The sequence below is a fragment of the Endozoicomonas montiporae CL-33 genome (assembly GCF_001583435.1).
GTDB classification, from domain to species: domain Bacteria; phylum Pseudomonadota; class Gammaproteobacteria; order Pseudomonadales; family Endozoicomonadaceae; genus Endozoicomonas_A; species Endozoicomonas_A montiporae.
In genome coordinates this window covers 3,954,263-3,972,191 of sequence record NZ_CP013251.1, presented here as the reverse complement: position 1 = coordinate 3,972,191, position 17,929 = coordinate 3,954,263, and the positions used below count along the sequence as shown (strand labels likewise).

Sequence of the window (17,929 nt, the reverse complement as noted above, 5' to 3'; positions counted from 1 at the left end):
TTGTAGGGCAGTTGGAGGAAATTCAGGGTCTATATAAAAAATTGAAATAAAAATTATTTTTTTATTGGTTTGATGTGCAGATATAAAAAAGCCGCAAGCAGACAAGCTGTTTACGGCTTCAATCCTGATTTAAACGTTGTTTGAATCAGGCGGCTTTTGCGGCACCAATATACTGGCTGCGCAGTTCTTCAATTTTCTGAATATAACCGTTGTATTCAGGCGAACCATCGTGTGAGTAGTTCAGGTTCTTGAACAGACCGGTCAGTTTCACGAAGTAGTCACGGGCCACTTCTTTATCAGCAAAGTTGTAGTGCTGGCGAATCAGGCTGACAGCCAGTTCGAAGCAGGCTTTCTGACGTGGCAGCGGGCAGCTGCTGTCTACGTCGTCGAAGGCATCCTGCTGCAGGTAAACCATGTCGAGCAGGAAGGATTTCTGGAAAGTCACGTAGTCTTCCAGGGTCACACCCTCTTCACCGGTTACCTGCATCATCTGGTTAATGCTGTCGCCCTGTACCAGCAGCTTTTGCATTTCCTTAACGTCTTCCACCCACTCCGGAGACAGGTTGTTACCGTACCAGTCTTTCAGCTGATCCAGATAACGGGACCAGGAGATCAGTGGGTCAATGGCCGGGTAGAAACGCTTGTAAGCGCGGTCGTAGGACAGGCCCAGGAAGGTTTTCACGGTACCCAGAGTCGCCTGAGTCACCGGCTCCTCAAAGTTACCACCGGCAGGTGATACGGAACCGATCATGGTCAGAGAGCCTTCCTGCTCCTCTTCATTGGTGATCACACCGCAACGCTCGTAAACACCCTTGATGGCGGAGTCCATATAGGCCGGGAAACCTTCTTCACCCGGAATCTCTTCCAGACGGTTGGAGGTTTCACGCATGGCCTGCGCCCAACGGGAGGTGGAGTCAGCCAGAGCCAGAATGTTGTAACCCATCTGACGGTAGTACTCACCCAGCGTCAGACCGGTATAGATGGAGGCTTCACGCGCTGCTACCGGCATGGAAGAAGTGTTACAGATGATCACGGTACGGTCGATCAGTGCGCCGCCAGTGGTCGGGTCCTGCAGGTGCGGGAATTCTTCGATGGTTTCTACCACCTCACCGGCACGCTCACCGCAGGCGGTCACGATAACGATGTCAGCGTTACTGTAACGGGAGAAAGAGTGCATCAGTACGGTTTTACCGGAACCGAACGGACCCGGAATACAACCGGTACCACCACGGGCAATCGGGAAGAAGGTGTCAACGATACGCTGTGTCGTTACCAGAGGTGTGTTCGGGTACTGACGAGTGGTTTTACCTTTCTTCTGCAGTGTTTCGGAAATAGAGCGACGCACCGGCCATTTCTGGTACATGGTCAGCTCGACTTCTTCGCCACGCTCATTTTTTACTCGTGCCACCACGGTATCTACAGAGAAGGTGCCTTCCTGAATCCAGACAACTTCCACTTCACCATCGGTGTCGAATGGAATCATGATTTTGTGGGTGAAACGACCTTCCGGTACGGTACCAAAGGTTTCACCGGCACGCAGCTTGTCGCCAATCTTGGCAACAGCGGTGAAGGCCCAGGTCTGGGCACGGTCCAGGGATTCTACGGCAACACCGCGCTGCAGGAATTTGCCGTGAATGGCTGCCAGACGCTCCAGCGGGTTCTGCAGACCGTCGTAGATCATGCCCAGAATACCTGGTCCCAGATCCACCGACAGCAGCTGACCGGTTTGCAGGATACCGTCGCCTACCGCAACACCACGGGTGTCTTCAAACACCTGGATGTCGGCGGTGTTACCACGAACCCGCAGTACTTCGGCCATCAGCTGCTCTTCAACGGCTTCGTTGGAGCGTCGGCTTGGCAGAACGTACACTACTTCGTTTTTGACCAGTGGCTTTTCGCTGGTGCTTTCGATGGTGATGATGTCGCCCATCACCGCTACGACTCTTGCCGTAGGCTGAATGTCAGCAGACTCGTTCGTAAGTTTTTCACTCATAATTTCTGTTTCCAATGTGCCCGCTCAAGGGCGTAGGTTGAGAGGTGCTATGCTCGTCCCAACCTACCTGTATATTTAGCCTGTCAGGCAGCAGTGCCGGGCAGTTGCTTAACAAACTCGCCCAGAGCCTGATCGGTCAGCTCGCGGAAACGCTCCATTGCCTGCTCGCCATCGAAGGCGGTCCAGCGGGCAACCAGGCTCCAGCGCAGCACGTAAATAATAACGGCTTCAAAGTCGAAGCTATGCTTACGACCAACGTCGTCCAGCTTGCGCCACACGGCTTCCAATAGAGTCTTTTCCAGCGTCAGGTAGTCCTGCTTGTTCAGGCACTCGATAACCGTTGGAATCCATGGGAAGGCGTGCTGCAGTCCCAGGGTCGGGTTACTCCAGTTACGACGGATGTAAGCGTAACGGGAGCCGTAACTCCACTGGGGGTCACCAGGTGCCTGTGCTCCGCGCATTTTACGACGCAGGGCGGCGACCACGGTGCGCATATCCAGACGCCAGTCCACCAGTTCTTTCAGGGTTTCGCTGGTTAGCTCTGCACTCAGGCGTGCCGCCAGCCGGATCAGCGCGGCTTCGTCCACGTCTTCACCCAGGTGGCTCCAGTGCATCAGCTGTTCGACCTTGATCAGGGTGTCACGGTCTTCCCTGGACAGCATGGACAGACGTCGATCCAGCTGCAGACGGGAGATCGGTGTGATCTTGCTGTCAAACAGGGAGTCGATATGCGGCAACGATGTCAGCAAGGTGTAGTAGGCATTTTCTGCCATTTCATTCTCCTTGGCTTATATACCCATCGCCTTTTAAGATGCGGGGTGTTGGAATGACCTGCATCTGCAATAGGTGTATTAATTGGGTCGAACGAACGTCCGACCCAATTAATTATTTAACGATGCCTTCCAGCAGGGCACGGAAACGTGGCTGCAGGTGACGCAGTAGCACGGCAGCTACGGCTTCATCGTCCAGCTCAACTTCGATGTCCTTGTCTTTCAGACGGAAACCGATACCGGTGTTGTCGTCGATAGCGAAGGTCACGCCCTCACCCAGCATGTCGGCGGCTTGTTTGGTCACAAACTCCAGCAGCGGGCCTTTCTTCACCAGCTCCGGGTGTGAACGCAGTTCGTCCACTCCGATCACCTTGCGTGGCAGAACTACTTCAACGTTGTCTTCACCGCGCAGATTGTTTTCGCCAGCCACTTCCAGAATCATCTTCTGCAGCAGCTCTTCTTTTTCCATGGAGCTGCTGACAACGGCTGTCACTTGCTGGGAGAACTGTTCCAGCAGGTAATCTTTCAGTTCCAGAATGGCATTACGCTCTGCCAGTTGTAGGGCTTCCTTACCGGCTTTGGTAATGAAGTCTGCTTCTTCACGAGCCTTGCCGACAATGGCGTCTGCTTTGGTCTGTGCTTCTTTAATCAGCTCGGCGGCTTTTGCCTCGGCGTCGCTGATGATTTTGTCCGCTTCAGTACGGCCGTTCTGAACACCCTGCTTGCGCAGCTTTTCAATCAGTTCCTGAACGCCAACGGACGCTTTACCTTCGGGGTGCATCGCTGCAGTCATTGTGTGTTTCCTCTGATTTCCATTGGCTGAACCAGTCACCGGTTAAACCGTGCTGGCTCAGCATCATCACGGGATGCGTCAGACGGCTCAGGCGCCGATAGCCTGACCCATAACCAGAGCGAATACGAAAGCAAATACCGCAAAGCCTTCTACGATCGCTGCAGGAGCGATGGACAGACCGAAGACTTCAGGCTTGTTCTTGGAAGCGTTGATAGCCGCAGCAACTGCCTGACCCTGGTAAGTTGCAGAGTACATCAGGGCAACACCGGTCAGCAGACCAATACCGAACAGACCCGGAGCAGTGGCTTCAGTCACACCCAGACCGCTCAGGGTGAACATGATCACGATACCGTAGATAACCTGGGAAGAAGGCATTGCCGACAGACCCACGAATTTACCGTAGCCACTCTCAACGTCCAGCATTGCACCACAAGCTGCCTGACCGGCTACCGAACAACCAATCGCAGAGCCTACCGCGCCCAGTGCAACCGGAGCGAAAACACCCAACCAGCCCAGTGCAATAATTAACTGTTCCATTATCAATCCTCTTTCTTACTAAATGCTTTAAACGGGTAGCCCTCGTCGGACAGACCCCAGTTAACAAATTCAATGACGTTCAGACGCATGCCGTGAACCACGCCGCTCATAATACAAAGAGCGAAGTTTAAGACGTGACCCAGCAGCAGAATCAGACCTGCAAACAAGACACCGCTGACGGGGCTGGAATGCAGTACGCCCATTGCCAGAGAGTTAAAGGTCATGGCAAGGGACGCACCGGACAGGCCGAGTGCGAACAGACGCATATAACTCAGAACATCACCAAAGGCCGATGTGATGCTGTAAACCGCTTTCAGACCGTCCAGACCGCGCAGGAACAGGTCTCCTGCCGAGCGAACCTTTCGGGTACTGGTAAACAGAAACACAAACGCACCACCCAGGATCATCATGCCCGGACCGGCGAGATCAGCGAACACTTCCGGAAGCGTTCCGGTCATGCCAAGCCAGATGCTCAGTCCGCCGCCCATCACCAGTGCCCATCCCAGCGGGGAGAGAGCAAAGCTGCTGGAGCGATTCACCCAGGCGGTCATGATGTTGGCGACCATCAGATGGGCTACACCGATAAATACCGAGAGCTTCATCATGGCGTTGTAGTCGTTCAGGTCTACGAAGGCGATACTGTCGAGTATCCCGCCACCGGGCGAGGCTCCGAAGTAACTGCCAATCATGGCACCCCAGACGATACCCACAGCAGACATGAAATAAGCCAGATTCATCAGGCGGGAACCTGCTTCGGACTTTTTCAGTTTGCCGCGGAACATGAAGACGATGAGACCGAACAGAAAACTGTACATCACATCGGACATGATCATGCCGAAGAACAGCGAGAACGAGTAGAACACTACGTTGCCCGGATCCCACGCCCGATAATTCGGGGTTTGGAAGAAACCCAGAGCATCGGCACCACCACCGGTGCCCGGCGTTTTTTCCAGCAGCGTTGGTGGCTGGTCGTTTTCGGTCGGTTCTTCAAACAGTGCAGCGACACCGTTCTCGATACAGAAGGCTTCTGCCGCCTGTTGTTCACTTTCCGGCATCCAGCCCTGAACCAGGAAAAAGGCCTGTTCATCCAGCGTGCCGCTCTGGGCTTCTGCCAGCTCTGCAGCGTCCTGTTTGGCTGCTACTGCCTGACTTAACAGGTAGTTCCAGCGGGTCAGGGCTTCGCGCTCTGCAAACAGGTCTTCCAGAAGCTGCTCGGACTCTTCCAGTTCGTCTTCGAGACGAGACAGGGGCACGATACCAACGTGCGAACGTGCCACCGGCAACAGGTCTTCGGCAGGTTCCTGCTCACTGATCACGATCACGTAGGCCATTTTCTGCCGGTCGTCTTTTGCCATCAACTGCCAGGGCAGCTCGATGTCATCCAGTGCAGGCAGGTCGCCCTGTGGCAGAGCGTAGAACCAGAGACGCTGACCGCTCAGCTCGGACAGTTCCGGAAAGTGGAACTCGCCCCAGGGGCGCACTTCACGGATACGTTCTTCCAGTTTGTCACGGGCATCGCTGACTTCGCGAGTGCTGGATTTGTTGACCAGTACTTCACGAACAATGGTGTCAATGTCCGCAGCGGACTTGTCTTTCACCTGTCGTCTGGCTCTGGGCGCGCGCTCCAGCCATGCCAGTGCTTCACTGGCTTCTGCCGGTTGCATGCGTACCGAAGCTTCTGCAGGCTGGTCCGTTAACGGGATCAGATGCAGGCAGCCCATCGCCTGCAGTCCCTGCAGAACATGAGCCTTGTCCTGGCTCTGTCCGTACAGGGTGATCTTTTTAAGTTGTTTTATAGCCATGTCTTATTCCCAGATACATTGCCTCTCTTTGCAAGGCGCAGCCGCTTGCCAGGAGTCGCCATTTAGCCAGCCGCAGCGGCTTTGGCTTCCTGCGCCAGTACCTTGCCCTTGGAGAGCTTGGCGTTCATTACGCTGGCGCGGTCCTGGTCGGACATGTAAATCTGGATTTTCTGGATGTTCTTCTTGGTCTGAGGAATCAGTACCTTGGAGAACAGGTTGACTCGCTGAGAAGTCGTACGGGTTGCCTTGTCGAGTTCAGCGTGACGCAGTTCGCGTACCTGATATTCAACACGCAGTCGTACCATCTTCTGCAACAGTTCCACCAGGAAATCCACCCAGTGAGGCTTGGCCAGGTCGCTGTATGGCGTCAGTTCGATATCGATGTTGCCCACCGCTGGAACAGTGGTTCCGACAATGTTTTCATCGATCAGTTTGACGTTTTTGACACGCACCAGATTTTCTACCGGAACGTCGGCGCGAGCCAACATAGGTAGTTGTGCCTGTACCAGACGTTCAACGTCCGCCAGTTCGGTGCGAGCCTCAGCCAGTGCCTCTTCCGCTTTTTTACGTTCAGCCATCAGCTGTTGGCGCTTCAGTTCCAGTGCCGGCAGATAACGGTTGTACGTTTTCAAGCTGCGCTTTTCTTTGTTAAGCGAACTTTTGTTGAGGGCTACCTTGGCCATGGTTTATGCCTCTGCTGCGGCCGTTTTATTAGCCCCGGCGGTTTGTTCCTCGACACCAACAGCTGCTTGCTCTTCATTAGCAAGGCCGGGCCAGTATTTCTCCAGCAGGCTCTGCTTCATCAGGGTTTCGCCCGGTTCAAAGCATTCCGCCAGAGTTTCCCAGCACAGATCCAGAGCGTCTTCGAGGCTCATGGCCGCATCCAGAGACATGAAGCGTTCTTTGAACAGGTCGCCGAACCGGATGGTTTTCAGGTCGTAGCTGGACAGTTCAAACGCCATGGCCTGCTTCTGCTTGGCATTCACGGAGTCGGAATAGAAACGGATCATGGTGTTCATGATCGGCGCGTGGTCGTCACGGGTCTCTTTACCCTGAACCATCTGCTTCAGACGTGACAGGGAACCGAACGGATCCAGTACACCGTCGTGCAGGTAGAACTGACCTTCGGTGATGTAGCCGGTGTTATCCGGTACCGGGTGGGTTACGTCGTTACCCGGCATGGTGGTTACCGCCAGAATGGTGACGGAACCGGCACCTTTGTAGTCGCAGGCTTTTTCGTAACGCTTCGCCAGCTGGGAGTACAGGTCACCCATGTAACCCCGGTTGGCCGGGATCTTGTCCATGGCAACACCGATTTCCTTCATCGCGTCAGCGTAGGAAGTCATGTCGGTCAGGAGAACCAGTACCTTCTTGGACTCTTCCACCGCAAAGTGTTCAGCCACTGCCAGCGCCATGTCCGGTGTCAGCAGACGTTCTACTGTCGGGTCGGAGGCCTGGTTGGTGAACATAACGGTACGGGAAGATACACCGGCCTTCTCGAATTCGTTACGGAAGAAATGGTAATCGTCAAAGATCAGACCCATGCCACCGAATACTACGACGTCGGCTTCTGCCTGAATCGCAATACGGGCCAGGAAGCGGTTGTAAGGTTCACCCGCCACGGAGAAGATAGGAATCTTCTGGGACTCTACCAGTGTGTTGAATACGTCGATCATTGGTACGTTAGTACGCACCATGCGTGACGCCAATACACGACGAACAGGGTTTACAGAAGGACCGTCGATCTCCACCTTGGGGTCCTGTTCCAGCGCAGGGCCGCCGTCAATCGGCTCACCGGCACCGTTAAAGATACGGCCAAGGATGTTTGGAGAGTAAGTCGCTTTCATCGGCTCACCCAAAAAGCATACGGCGGCACCCGTAGAAAGACCTTTGGTGCCTGCGAATACCTGCAGGGAAACCTCTTCATGGTCGATCTTGATGATCTGGGCCATGGAGTACGGCTGACCATTCTGCTCGATCAATGCCAGGTCGCCGTAATTGGCCCGGGCATTGCCTTCCGTCAGGTTTGGCACTTGAACGCGAATAAGGTCACCAACAATGCTGAGAATGTTGGTGTATCGCAATAAGCTCTGGGGCATCTCTGCTCCTCTGTACTGCTCGGAGCCTGTTGGACTAAATCAGTAGCCTGATAGTGGTACAGATAATCCGTTCAGGTTCCATGGAAAACACAGTGTTTCAGACAGAAACACTCATACCAATGCCCTCAATTGAGGCTGTTGCAAAAGAACGGAGTAGCTTTGACAGCAACCAGAGCGCCAAAGACGCCAAACCTTTGCAACAACCCCAAGCGATATAAGACATGCGTCCTATATTTGTTTCAGAAAATTCTGGTGTAAGGGCGACCCAAAATCTCTCAATAGTAGACAATCTCAGCGCTTTCGCTTGAAGAAGACGCTGATGCGCTGATACGTGTTCCGGCTTCACCGGAGAGGACGCTGGCAGCGTTGTGCAGATTGCCTATTGCACAAAACCTTCGACGGCCACGGGCTGACTGATCAGCCGGTTTGCTTTCACATGACTGATGGTTACCCGGTGGCTCATTGCTCAGATAGCCACTGGCGGCTTTTACCTTTGGTGCCATCGCGGTGTCATTGAACCCCAGTGATTCGAGACGCTGGATGTCAATACTGCGAATCGGTCTTGCCTGTGGATGGCCGGGTTTGTCAACAACGGCATCGATGCTGGACAGCATCAGCAAGGCGTTGGCATTCAGAGTGCGTGCAATCAATGCCGCAGTTTCGTCTCTGTCTACCATGGCTTCTACACCATGAAGGTGGTTATCCGGACTTTTACGGACGGGCAGACCACCGCCGCAGCCACAGATAACGAACATATTGTCAGCGGCGACCAGATGTTTCAGCGTCTCCATTTCCAGAACTTCTCCGGGAGCCGGAGCAGGCACCATCCGGCGATACAGTATTCCGGTCTGTTGCAGTACCCAGTCGGGGTTCTGTTCCTGAATCAGCTGCGCCTGTACTCTGTTGTACAGTGGTCCTATATATCGCGTTGGCTGCATCATTGCCGGGTCATTGGTGTCAACCAGCGTCAGGTGCGTCATGCTGCAAAAGGATTTTTGCGGCAGCTGGTTTCTCAATGCCTGTTCCAGTAGAAAGCCAATCATGGCCCGGGTCTGGGCGCCCAGAACATCGGCAGTTCCTGTGTTCAAGTCAGCGCAGTTACCATTCATCAGGGTCAGCAGGCCGATTGCGGGCCCGTTGCCGTGCAGCAATATCACCTGATGTTGGTTGGCTATTTCAGCAATGCATTGGGCTGCGTGTTGAATGCATTGTCGCAGTGCGTGTGAATTGAGCGGTTGCTCTCTTTGCACAATCGCACTGTCTCCCAGGGCAATGACAACCAGCATTGAACGTCTCCGGTCGAACAAGGCCGCTGGGAATACGGGGGATTAATCGCCCAGTGTTGCCACCATGACAGCCTTGATGGTATGCATTCGGTTTTCAGCCTGATCAAACACGATGGAGTGGTCAGACTCGAAGACCTCTTCGGTGACTTCCAGCCCTTTCATGCCCTCTTCACCTTTGAAGAAGTGTTCAGCAATTTCTTGACCAATAGTGGTTTCGTCATTGTGGAACGCAGGCAAACAGTGCAGGAAGCGAACATCCGGATTGCCGGTTTTTGCCAGCAGGTTCTGGTTGACCTGATAAGGGGTCATCAGTTTTACCCGTTCTTCCCAGGCCTCCATCGGCTCACCCATGGATACCCAGACGTCGGTGTAAATGAAGTCACAGCCACTAACTGCTTCTTCGACAGAGTCTGTGATGGTCAGCTTTGCACCTGTGTCTCTGGCAATGCGACGACATTGTTCAACCAGTGCTTCATCGGGAGCAAAACCAGCCGGAGCGGCAATTCGGAAGTCCACACCCATTTTAGCTGAACCCACCAGAAGTGAGTTGGCGACATTGTTGCGTCCATCGCCGGTATAACAAAGTTTCAGCTGGTTCAGTGGACGACCATTGCCGTGTTCAATCATGGTCAGGAAATCAGCCAGAATCTGCGTTGGGTGCCATTCGTTAGTCAGGCCGTTCCATACGGGAACACCGGCGAATTCTGCAAGTTCTTCGACGTGCTGTTGTAAATGTCCGCGAAATTCGATGCCATCATACATGCGTCCCAGTACTCTGGCTGTGTCTTTTACGGACTCCTTACTTCCCATTTGTGAACCGCTGGAAATGTAAGTCACACAGGCTCCCTGATCAAAAGCAGCTACCTCGAAGGCACACCGTGTGCGGGTGGACGCTTTTTCAAAGATCAGGGCAATGTTTTTGTTTTGTAAAAAACGGGGTTCATCGCGCGATTGCTTTGCAGCTTTTAATTCGCGGGATAGTTTCAGCAGGCTGTTGATTTCTTCAGGGGTAAAATCCAGAAGCTTGACGAAGTGACGATTTTTCAGTCTGAAATCCATAATATTGCTCTTTTTTAATTAATTTCCTGTCAGAGTATTTGGGATAAAAGTCCAACAAATACCCCGAATAAACAGAAAAGGTTGGATCGCTGATTGAGTGGCTGCTGTTTTTTGGAATGAATTGATTCCAGAATAAACAGAGTCCTAATCGCAGAATCGAACATCTTCTATCGCATCAGGCCTTATGTCCAGACATTGAATGCGAATAAGTAATATCGGGTAGAATAGCGTGCAGTTATCACGCTGATGAAAAAATTCTAAACAACCCTGTATGCCGAATCGTGAAAACCCATATCGTTTACGGATTGAACACAACGGGTATAGATTATCGCTGACGTATGTAGATGGCACTACGTATAAATACGTTTGCGCAATGGTAGGGCGCAGCATTTATTCGGAATTGCTTGGTTTGTGGCGTTTTCTGATCTCGCTTTGCAGGCTGCCCGGGGTGTTATTCCCTATCATTGCGATGTTTTACTGGGATTAAATACTTAATATGTAAATTTTATTTACACTCAGCTGTTGTTGATTGTTATTGGTAGAATGCGTTTGTTGCCAATTGGTCACTAATGGTTTCGCCTGTAATGGCATCGACAATCAGGCGCTTCCGTAAACCGTTTTCATTCAGATAAACAATTTCTCTGACAGGAACGTTTTTTCGGTTTTTTGAGGTTGTCCTGAGTATAACCATATATTTATGGGTCTTGCGTGCCTCGCTAATAATATCTCTCAGTGGCACCTGTTTACCGGAGGGTTTTAACTCAAAGGTATGTTCATCCAGTAATAAACCGGTATAAGCATCCATTCGCGCATGCCAGCGTTTTTTCCGGATGTCGGTAAATTCAATCACCCGGACTTCATTGCCACCCTCGTTCTCCATCCATGTTTTGGTGATATTGGCAATCTGGTGATTCTTGCGCAGGTTGCCCAGCGTTTTTTCCAGAGGCATTGGTGTGCGCATGGTCACCAGTTCAATTTCTTTACCGGTAAAGGCGTCGATGACCAGACGCTGCATTCCATGCCGACCGGGTTTTAGCTCAGAATTAAAATCGATAAGACGAACCGTGCGCCGGTCTTCCTGAATAAGGCGGGCGTTATAAACGACAACGTTTCCATGCTGCTTGCGCATCTGGCTGATAATTTGTTCCAGCGGTATCGGGCGCTTGGTGGTTGTGTTTGGCAGACTATGGGCTGGTATTGCAGCGGTCAGGGTGACAGCAAGCAGCGGTGCCAGTACAAACTGTATTTTTGACCGTATAAAAGCATTCATAATGACCTTCCTTATGAAGGCATTGACGTTCTTGTTAGCCAATGATGGTGACTCGTTGTCGCACAGTTATACCCATCGCCTTTCAAGATGCTACGTTGTTGTCTGCGTTCGCTCACCCCGATCACCTACTACTCGTAGGCTCACGGGGCTTCGCTCACTTGTCGCCTAGTAGCATCTTGAAATCCAATGGGTATACATGTTATTTCAGAGGCTGTAGGACTATCACTACAGGTGTTACAGCAAAAAAACTGACCGGATATCAGGCTTCACGGCTGTCGCACTGAACAGCAAACTCTGCATTCGATAACTTTAGGACTGATTCGGGGAAAAGCAAGGCAGGTTCCTTTCAGCTCATCACTGAAAGAAACCTGCGGGCAAGGGTGCTACTGAGCGTAGGCTTTGCGAACTTCTTCAGCAATGATAGCAATGCCCTTTTCAACGGTTGCATTGTCCCGGGTGAAGGTCATACGTATGCATTCATGTTTATGTCGCCAGTCGTCTATTCCCGGGAAAAAGTAATGACCGGAGACCACCAGTACATGGCGACGCTTCAGTCTTTCATAGAGTTCAAGACTGGAAATGGGCAGGTCTTTGAACCAGAGCCACAGGAACATGGCGCCTTCGGGTTTGTGAACCTGCCAGGGGAGTTCATTGTCCATATGGCGGTGCAGGCACTGCACGGCATATTCTGCCTTTTCTTTGTAGAACGGACGAATCAGTGAATTGCTGATATCGACAATGCTGTCATCACGCACCATATCGAGTGCGAGCAGACTGCCAAAGCTGTTCGGAGCAAGGTTCATAATGGCATTAATGCCGGTTAGCGCTTTGGTGATTTCTTCGTTGGCGATGACGATGCCGGTACGGGCCGCAGGCAAACCCAGTTTCGAAAGGGTCAGGCACAGGATGGTGTTGCTGTTCCACTGTGGTTTGGCGCTGGTGTAGATCAGGTTAGGAAACGGTGTGCCATAGGCTCCGTCAATGATTAGGGGAATATCGTGCGAGCGGGCAAGGCTGTCCAGATGGCTGACTTCTTCGTCTGTCAGGACATTACCGGACGGGTTGGTGGGTCTGGAAGCACACAATGCACCGGTGGATTCATTGATGGTCAGATTGGCGAAATCAACCCGATATTTGAATTCGTGAGGGCCAGTCTGGTCGATGGTCGGGCGGCTGGCTGTGAAAAAGTTTTCACTCAGGCCTGCATCGGCATATCCGATGTATTCCGGAGCGATAGGAAGCTGGATGCGTTTGTGTGAGCCGTCGTCAAAATCACCGGCAAACATGTTAAACAGCATAAAGAAGCCTGCCTGACTGCCATTGGTCAGAGCAATGTTGCGTTCGCTTAGTTGCCAGCCAAACTGGCGGTTAAGAAAAGCGGCCAGTTCGTGAATGAACTCTTTTTCTCCCTGGGGCGGATCGTAGGTGCCTACCAGTCGGGTGAATTCGTTCTGGCTGTCCAGAATGCGTTGCAGGCGGGCACGAAAGACATCTTCCACTTCAGGAATATGGGCTGGATTACCGCCGCCCATCATAATCATCTCGTCGTCTGTTGCCAGAGCATTACCAAGATCATCCATTAACGAGAGTATGCCGGAGTGAGTTGTGAACTTGGTACCAAAGGTGGAAAGCTTCATGCTTGCCTCGATTCTTATTGATAATACTGCAAAGGGGCAATTCTAACTGACTAATGCGGACTCTGCATGGTCTTGGTGAAAGCCTTTGTCAGATGTCATTACTGCTGACAACCTTGTTATGAACTTTTCGTTGAAGCACTGGTTCCAATCTGCATATTTTCTAAATCTGGTTGAATAAGGAAGATAAAATCTATGCAGCCTGTTATTAATACAGCTGGAACCGTGATATCGCAACTTGCCCGGTTTGCTAATGCTCTGACTAGCCCTATCAGGGGGTTATGGAGAACGATGCGATCAGTCAGGACGGTGACAGTTCTGGCACTTCTATCTGCTGCTCACTACTTTTTTAATCGCAACCGAGACTCCGCTCCCCGCAATGAGGCCGTTACTGAACGTCACGTCAGACCTGCGACCAATGCGGCATCTTCTACCAGAGGTGGTGTACATCGACGGGGTGACCCGGACCGTCCACGGGATACCGGTGAACAGCGCCCTGGTGTTGTGGACTCCAGAGGGGTACTGAGTCGAGGCTCTCGCAGTTCTGCTTCTGCCCTTCAGCAAGATTATCGCTCTGACCACGGTCAGGGAAGGCGGCTTAACGATGGTAATGGCCCAGCAAGAGCTGAGGTAAGGCGTCCAGCGAATACTGCAAACTCAACCAGAGGCGGTGTATATAGTTGGGGAGACCCGGGTCGTCCTCGGAACATCGATGACCAACGCCCTGGTTATGTGGATACCAGTGGGATATTGAGTCGAGGCCCTCGCAGTTCTCCTTCTGCCTCTCAACAAAACTTCCGCTCTGACCCAGGTCAGTTAATACGGGCCAATGTCATTAATGAAGCGGCAAGAGCCGGCGAAATTCAGTCACGTGTCAAAGAAGTCCTAAGGGATCACATTCGAAATACCTTAAGACTTACAGTTAATGAACAGCAACTTAATTTATTAGCGGTGATCTATTCCGGCAAGGTTATTGATCACTGCGCTCGCCTGGGAAGAAGTCTGTTCGATGTGCCTGATTTTATAGATATGAGAATCTCCGGCTATATCACAAGGATGGTCGTCAGCCGCGATGAGCTTCAGGACGCTCTGAACCGTTGATCAGGGTGTGGGCTCTGGACCAATAACTGGTTCAGGGCTCTTCTTAAACAGCTATAGTGCTTTATTCATTCATCAAACTATCTGTTAATCAACCTGCGTAATATTTTCAAGTTGAATCAGGTTTTCCACGGCCTGCCCCCTGCTTTTGCCACAAAGCTGGGACTCTGCCTGAAAACTCAGGCATACGGCTGGACGTTCCGGCTTGCCAAACATTTTGCACAGGTTGTTGTCGTCCAATTGTACACAGCGCACTCCAGCAGGTTTTCCTTCTGGCATACCGGGTATGGGACTAGAGATAGAGGGTGCAATGCAGCAGGCACCGCACCCGAGTCGGCATTTCATAGCTGTTATCCGGAAAAAGCGTGGGATTGTACCCTGATCCGGAGAGAAAAGTGAGCGATCTGACTTTAATTGGCTTTCATAGATTAAGCCTTCAGCTCAACCTCGGGCAGAGGGTATTCATCGACCACCACTTTTTCGACAGCTGGCATGATTTCAGCCTTGCCTTTAACAACGGTTTTACCATCCTGATTGACGACATTGGTGGAAACAGTTGCACGTTTGCGGCGCTCGTTAATGTCCAGCACTTCCAGTTTAACGGTCACAGTGTCGCCTACCTTGACCGGACGCATAAACTTCACTTCCTGAGACAGGTAGATACCGCCGGGGCCGGGCAGTTTGGTCGCCAGTGCGCAGGAAATCAGCGACGATGTCCACATGCCGTGGGCAATACGACCCTCGAACTGGGTGGTGGCGGCATAGTCTTTATCAAGATGAACCGGATTAGTGTCGCCAGAAACCTTGGCAAACAGCAACAGGTCTTCTTCGGTCAGAGTGCGGGTCAGGGAGTCTGTCTGGCCCACAGTGAGTTCTTCAAAGGGGATGTTTTCCAGCTGGCGCATACGTCATTGATACCAATATTAAATTTTAGCTTCCAGCCATTCTATCAGGTCTGAGATAACCTGCTCACGATTAATTTCATTCAGCATCTCGTGACGGCCTTCAGGGTAGAGTGTCAGCGTGACATCTTTGATGCCCGCTTTCTGTAGTGCTTTTGCAAGTTTGTGTTGTCCGTTTTTTTCCGGTGGTGATGACGGTGCGCTGACCGGATCGTGGGTGCCACCCACCACCCGAACGGGCAGGCTGGAGTTGATGTGCTGAAGTGCAGAAACCGATGAAATGGATTGTAGTCCTCCAAACAGGTCGTACCACAGCCGGTTGCTGGCGCGCTGGCCGCAGAGTGGATCGTTTATGTAGGCATCCACGGTGGCCGGATCCCTGGAAAGCCAGTCAAACTCGGTGCGGTTGGGTTTGAAGGCTTTGTTGTATTGACCAAAGACCAGAGCATGAATAATCGGGCTTTGTCCGGTTTTGCCCTGCCGGAAGCTTTCAAAGCGCGCAACCCCCCGTCCCAGCTTCAGTAGTGGCTGTGGAGCGAAATTGGAGCCGGACAATACAGCGCCGGCCAGTGATCTGGGTGCACCGTCGATAAGGTAACTTTGCAGTATGTAGCTGCCCATGCTGTGCCCCAGCAGAAAGAGAGGCTTGCCGGGGTGCTGCTCTTTAATGTGTTGAACCACAATATCAAGATCTTCTACCACTTTGTCCCATCCGCGTTTGTGGGCAAAAATGCCGGGTTGGGTGGCAGCGGGGCCGTGTCCACGATGGTTGTGGGCAAAAACGTCAAATCCGGCATTGTTCAGCTGAAGTGCGAGATTCTGATAGCGAGAAGCGTGTTCGCTGAGTCCATGGCTGATATGGATGACAGCTTTTGGCTGATCACATGACCATTGGAAGACCGGAATAATATGACCGTCATCAGCTGGCAGGTTTATTGTTTGATCCATGCTCATTCTGGCTCGATTATTTTTTGCGTAGTTATACCATCGTATTGGTTTTATGTCCGTATCTTTACAGATGACTGGTTGCTATGTGAAACCGATGCTCAGGTTTTCGACTTGCTATTCCTGTATACCATATTCACTTTTTAACTGCTTCCATAGCTGGTTGCCTATGACGGCAGAGACCTCTCTTTGAAACCGGGCGTTAAGAATCGTTTTGGTATCGGGTGTGATAAGAAAGGGGAGAAGTCTGTCCAGGTTCGAATCATGCTTTTGCAGTGCCTGATCCAGAGCTTGCCAGAACAGTGCTCCCTTTCGATAGATCACCTGCTGGGTGACAAAGTCGTTTTGCTGTAATCGCCCCCACGCATCGGATAAGCCAATATCCAGTTCCGGGCTTTTGCTGGTCAAGGTAGGCCGCTTCGCGGCGACTTTTTGATCTGTGCAGCCCTCCAACAACTGATAAAGCTTCCACACTTTTTCTTGTCTATCCTTGCTGTCTCTGGTTGTAAAACAACAAAGGATAACCTGATTACCACCGAACCTACGCCATAATGCAGGTGCTATAATAAACGACGAAGTAATGCATTATTGGAGGCTAAGCTGATGCGTAAAAATGTCATTCAGTTCCAAAAAGGCATTGGTATTATGCAATTTCTGGCCAGTTACGGTACTGAAGAACAATGCCATGATGCGGTATTCTCGTGGCGTTGGCAGACGGCTTTCAGTGTCCGGCATGTGGCTCTCACAGTTACTGCCAACTCCACCGAAAGGCTGAATTTCAATGTAATCGCTGTCACCAACAGACGTCTCTTACCAGTAATACCATCTTTGATTCAACAAAGCTGCCTCTGACCACATGGTTTTTAGCCATATATCTGATCACTCAGAATAAAGCAGGTATTTCTGCTTTGACGCTGCACCGACAACTCGGTATCTCTTACAATGCTGCGTTTCGCATGAAACACAAGCTCATGCAGGTGATGATGGAAAGAGATAATAGCTGGCATCTGAGTGGCTTTGTTCAAGTTGATGATGCTTACTGGGGTGGCGAGATACATGGAGGTCGTCGTGGCAGGGGTTCAGAAAATAAAGCTCCATTTGTAGCAGCAGTTCAGACCAACTCGAAGAACCACCCTATTTATATGAGTTTCAATGCTGTAGACAACTTTCGACGTAAAACAATTAAAGATTGGGCTGAGCATGCTTTGAAAAAGGGTACACACGTTGTTAGTGATGGGCTGTCATGTTTTCGGGGCATTGATGATGCGGATTGTGAGCACATAGCAGTTATTACTGGCGGAGGCCATGCATCAATGAAGAATAAGCTGTTTACCTGGGTAAACACCATGCTCGGTAATGTTAAAATGGCGATTGCAGGCACTTACCATAAGCTGAATCCAAAGCATTTGCCTCGTTACTTGTCCGAGTTCAACTATCGTTTTAACCGACGCTTTGATATGCCTTCAATGATCACGAGGCTTGGGAAAGCAGCTGTCAATACAGCTCCCATGCCGGAACGACTACTTAAGCTACCAGATGTTCAATGGCAGTCGTGATAGCCATTACCAGATAATCAAAAGACAAAAGTTGCTTAATCATCTTTTCGGGTGGTGATGTAAGCCTTTGCCTGGTTGGCACTGATAGAAGTAGATCTTGCTGTAATAATTGGGGTAGAAGCTCTCATGACTCCTGTTTCCTTTAGCAATACTGGAGAACTCTTATTAATTCTCTGCAGGGTTAT

General features: G+C 51.4%; 16 protein-coding genes and 1 pseudogene. 2 read left to right on the top strand and 15 right to left on the bottom strand.

Going from position 1 to position 17,929, the window contains the following annotated elements; genetic code table 11:
• Nucleotides 1-145: 145 nt before the first annotated feature.
• The 11 genes from EZMO1_RS18185 to EZMO1_RS18135 form a co-directional block, all read right to left on the bottom strand.
• Entirely contained in the window at nucleotides 146-1,993 is a 1,848-nt protein-coding gene (locus EZMO1_RS18185; RefSeq protein WP_034876508.1) for a V-type ATP synthase subunit A, read from the bottom strand.
• Nucleotides 1,994-2,076: 83 nt separating this feature from the next.
• Nucleotides 2,077-2,766 carry a DUF2764 family protein gene (locus tag EZMO1_RS18180; RefSeq protein ID WP_034876510.1) on the bottom strand — a complete coding sequence of 230 codons (690 nt, stop codon included), beginning with the start codon at nucleotides 2,764-2,766 and terminating at the stop codon, nucleotides 2,077-2,079.
• Between the two features lie 112 nt (nucleotides 2,767-2,878).
• On the bottom strand, nucleotides 2,879-3,556 hold the full coding sequence (locus tag EZMO1_RS18175; protein ID WP_034876513.1) for a hypothetical protein: 678 nt from the start codon (nucleotides 3,554-3,556) through the stop codon (nucleotides 2,879-2,881).
• Nucleotides 3,557-3,643: 87 nt separating this feature from the next.
• On the bottom strand, nucleotides 3,644-4,093 hold the full coding sequence (locus EZMO1_RS18170) for an ATP synthase subunit C (RefSeq protein ID WP_034876515.1): 450 nt from the start codon (nucleotides 4,091-4,093) through the stop codon (nucleotides 3,644-3,646).
• A 2-nt stretch (nucleotides 4,094-4,095) separates the two neighbouring features.
• Nucleotides 4,096-5,895 carry a V-type ATP synthase subunit I gene (locus EZMO1_RS18165; RefSeq protein WP_034876518.1) on the bottom strand — a complete coding sequence of 600 codons (1,800 nt, stop codon included), beginning with the start codon at nucleotides 5,893-5,895 and terminating at the stop codon, nucleotides 4,096-4,098.
• Nucleotides 5,896-5,957: 62 nt separating this feature from the next.
• Nucleotides 5,958-6,578 (bottom strand): V-type ATP synthase subunit D, encoded by a 621-nt coding sequence (locus EZMO1_RS18160; protein ID WP_034876520.1) that lies wholly within the window; start codon nucleotides 6,576-6,578, stop codon nucleotides 5,958-5,960.
• A 3-nt stretch (nucleotides 6,579-6,581) separates the two neighbouring features.
• The gene (locus EZMO1_RS18155) at nucleotides 6,582-7,994 is read right to left on the bottom strand and encodes a V-type ATP synthase subunit B (RefSeq protein ID WP_034876522.1); all 1,413 of its coding nucleotides are present in this window, start codon (nucleotides 7,992-7,994) and stop codon (nucleotides 6,582-6,584) included.
• A 275-nt stretch (nucleotides 7,995-8,269) separates the two neighbouring features.
• Complete coding sequence (locus tag EZMO1_RS18150) at nucleotides 8,270-9,280, bottom strand: amino acid kinase family protein (protein WP_051790019.1); 1,011 nt, start codon at nucleotides 9,278-9,280, stop codon at nucleotides 8,270-8,272.
• Between the two features lie 42 nt (nucleotides 9,281-9,322).
• Nucleotides 9,323-10,339 carry an ornithine carbamoyltransferase gene (gene argF / locus EZMO1_RS18145; protein WP_034876532.1) on the bottom strand — a complete coding sequence of 339 codons (1,017 nt, stop codon included), beginning with the start codon at nucleotides 10,337-10,339 and terminating at the stop codon, nucleotides 9,323-9,325.
• Between the two features lie 532 nt (nucleotides 10,340-10,871).
• A complete protein-coding gene (locus tag EZMO1_RS18140) occupies nucleotides 10,872-11,609 on the bottom strand; it encodes a hypothetical protein (RefSeq protein ID WP_034876534.1) in 738 nt (245 codons plus the stop codon).
• 383 nt (nucleotides 11,610-11,992) lie between these two features.
• Entirely contained in the window at nucleotides 11,993-13,246 is a 1,254-nt protein-coding gene (locus EZMO1_RS18135) for a valine--pyruvate transaminase (protein WP_034876536.1), read from the bottom strand.
• Nucleotides 13,247-13,534: 288 nt separating this feature from the next.
• On the opposite strand from EZMO1_RS18135, the gene EZMO1_RS18130 reads away from it, so the two are divergent.
• Nucleotides 13,535-14,344 (top strand): hypothetical protein, encoded by an 810-nt coding sequence (locus EZMO1_RS18130; RefSeq protein WP_034876538.1) that lies wholly within the window; start codon nucleotides 13,535-13,537, stop codon nucleotides 14,342-14,344.
• 84 nt (nucleotides 14,345-14,428) lie between these two features.
• Here EZMO1_RS18130 and EZMO1_RS18125 read toward each other — a convergent pair whose 3' ends face one another.
• From EZMO1_RS18125 to EZMO1_RS18110, 4 genes are all read right to left on the bottom strand, one after another.
• Nucleotides 14,429-14,686, bottom strand: a complete 258-nt coding sequence (locus EZMO1_RS18125) for a YkgJ family cysteine cluster protein (RefSeq protein ID WP_034876540.1) — start codon at nucleotides 14,684-14,686, stop codon at nucleotides 14,429-14,431.
• Nucleotides 14,687-14,769: 83 nt separating this feature from the next.
• Nucleotides 14,770-15,246 (bottom strand): MaoC family dehydratase, encoded by a 477-nt coding sequence (locus tag EZMO1_RS18120; protein ID WP_034876542.1) that lies wholly within the window; start codon nucleotides 15,244-15,246, stop codon nucleotides 14,770-14,772.
• Nucleotides 15,247-15,264: 18 nt separating this feature from the next.
• The gene (locus EZMO1_RS18115; RefSeq protein WP_086936492.1) at nucleotides 15,265-16,191 is read right to left on the bottom strand and encodes an alpha/beta hydrolase; all 927 of its coding nucleotides are present in this window, start codon (nucleotides 16,189-16,191) and stop codon (nucleotides 15,265-15,267) included.
• 114 nt (nucleotides 16,192-16,305) lie between these two features.
• Nucleotides 16,306-16,596, bottom strand: a complete 291-nt coding sequence (locus tag EZMO1_RS18110; protein WP_145912658.1) for a hypothetical protein — start codon at nucleotides 16,594-16,596, stop codon at nucleotides 16,306-16,308.
• 195 nt (nucleotides 16,597-16,791) lie between these two features.
• Here EZMO1_RS18110 and EZMO1_RS18105 point away from each other — a divergent pair.
• Nucleotides 16,792-17,744, top strand: a pseudogene (locus EZMO1_RS18105) (IS1595 family transposase).
• The last annotated feature ends 185 nt before the right edge of the window (nucleotides 17,745-17,929 follow it).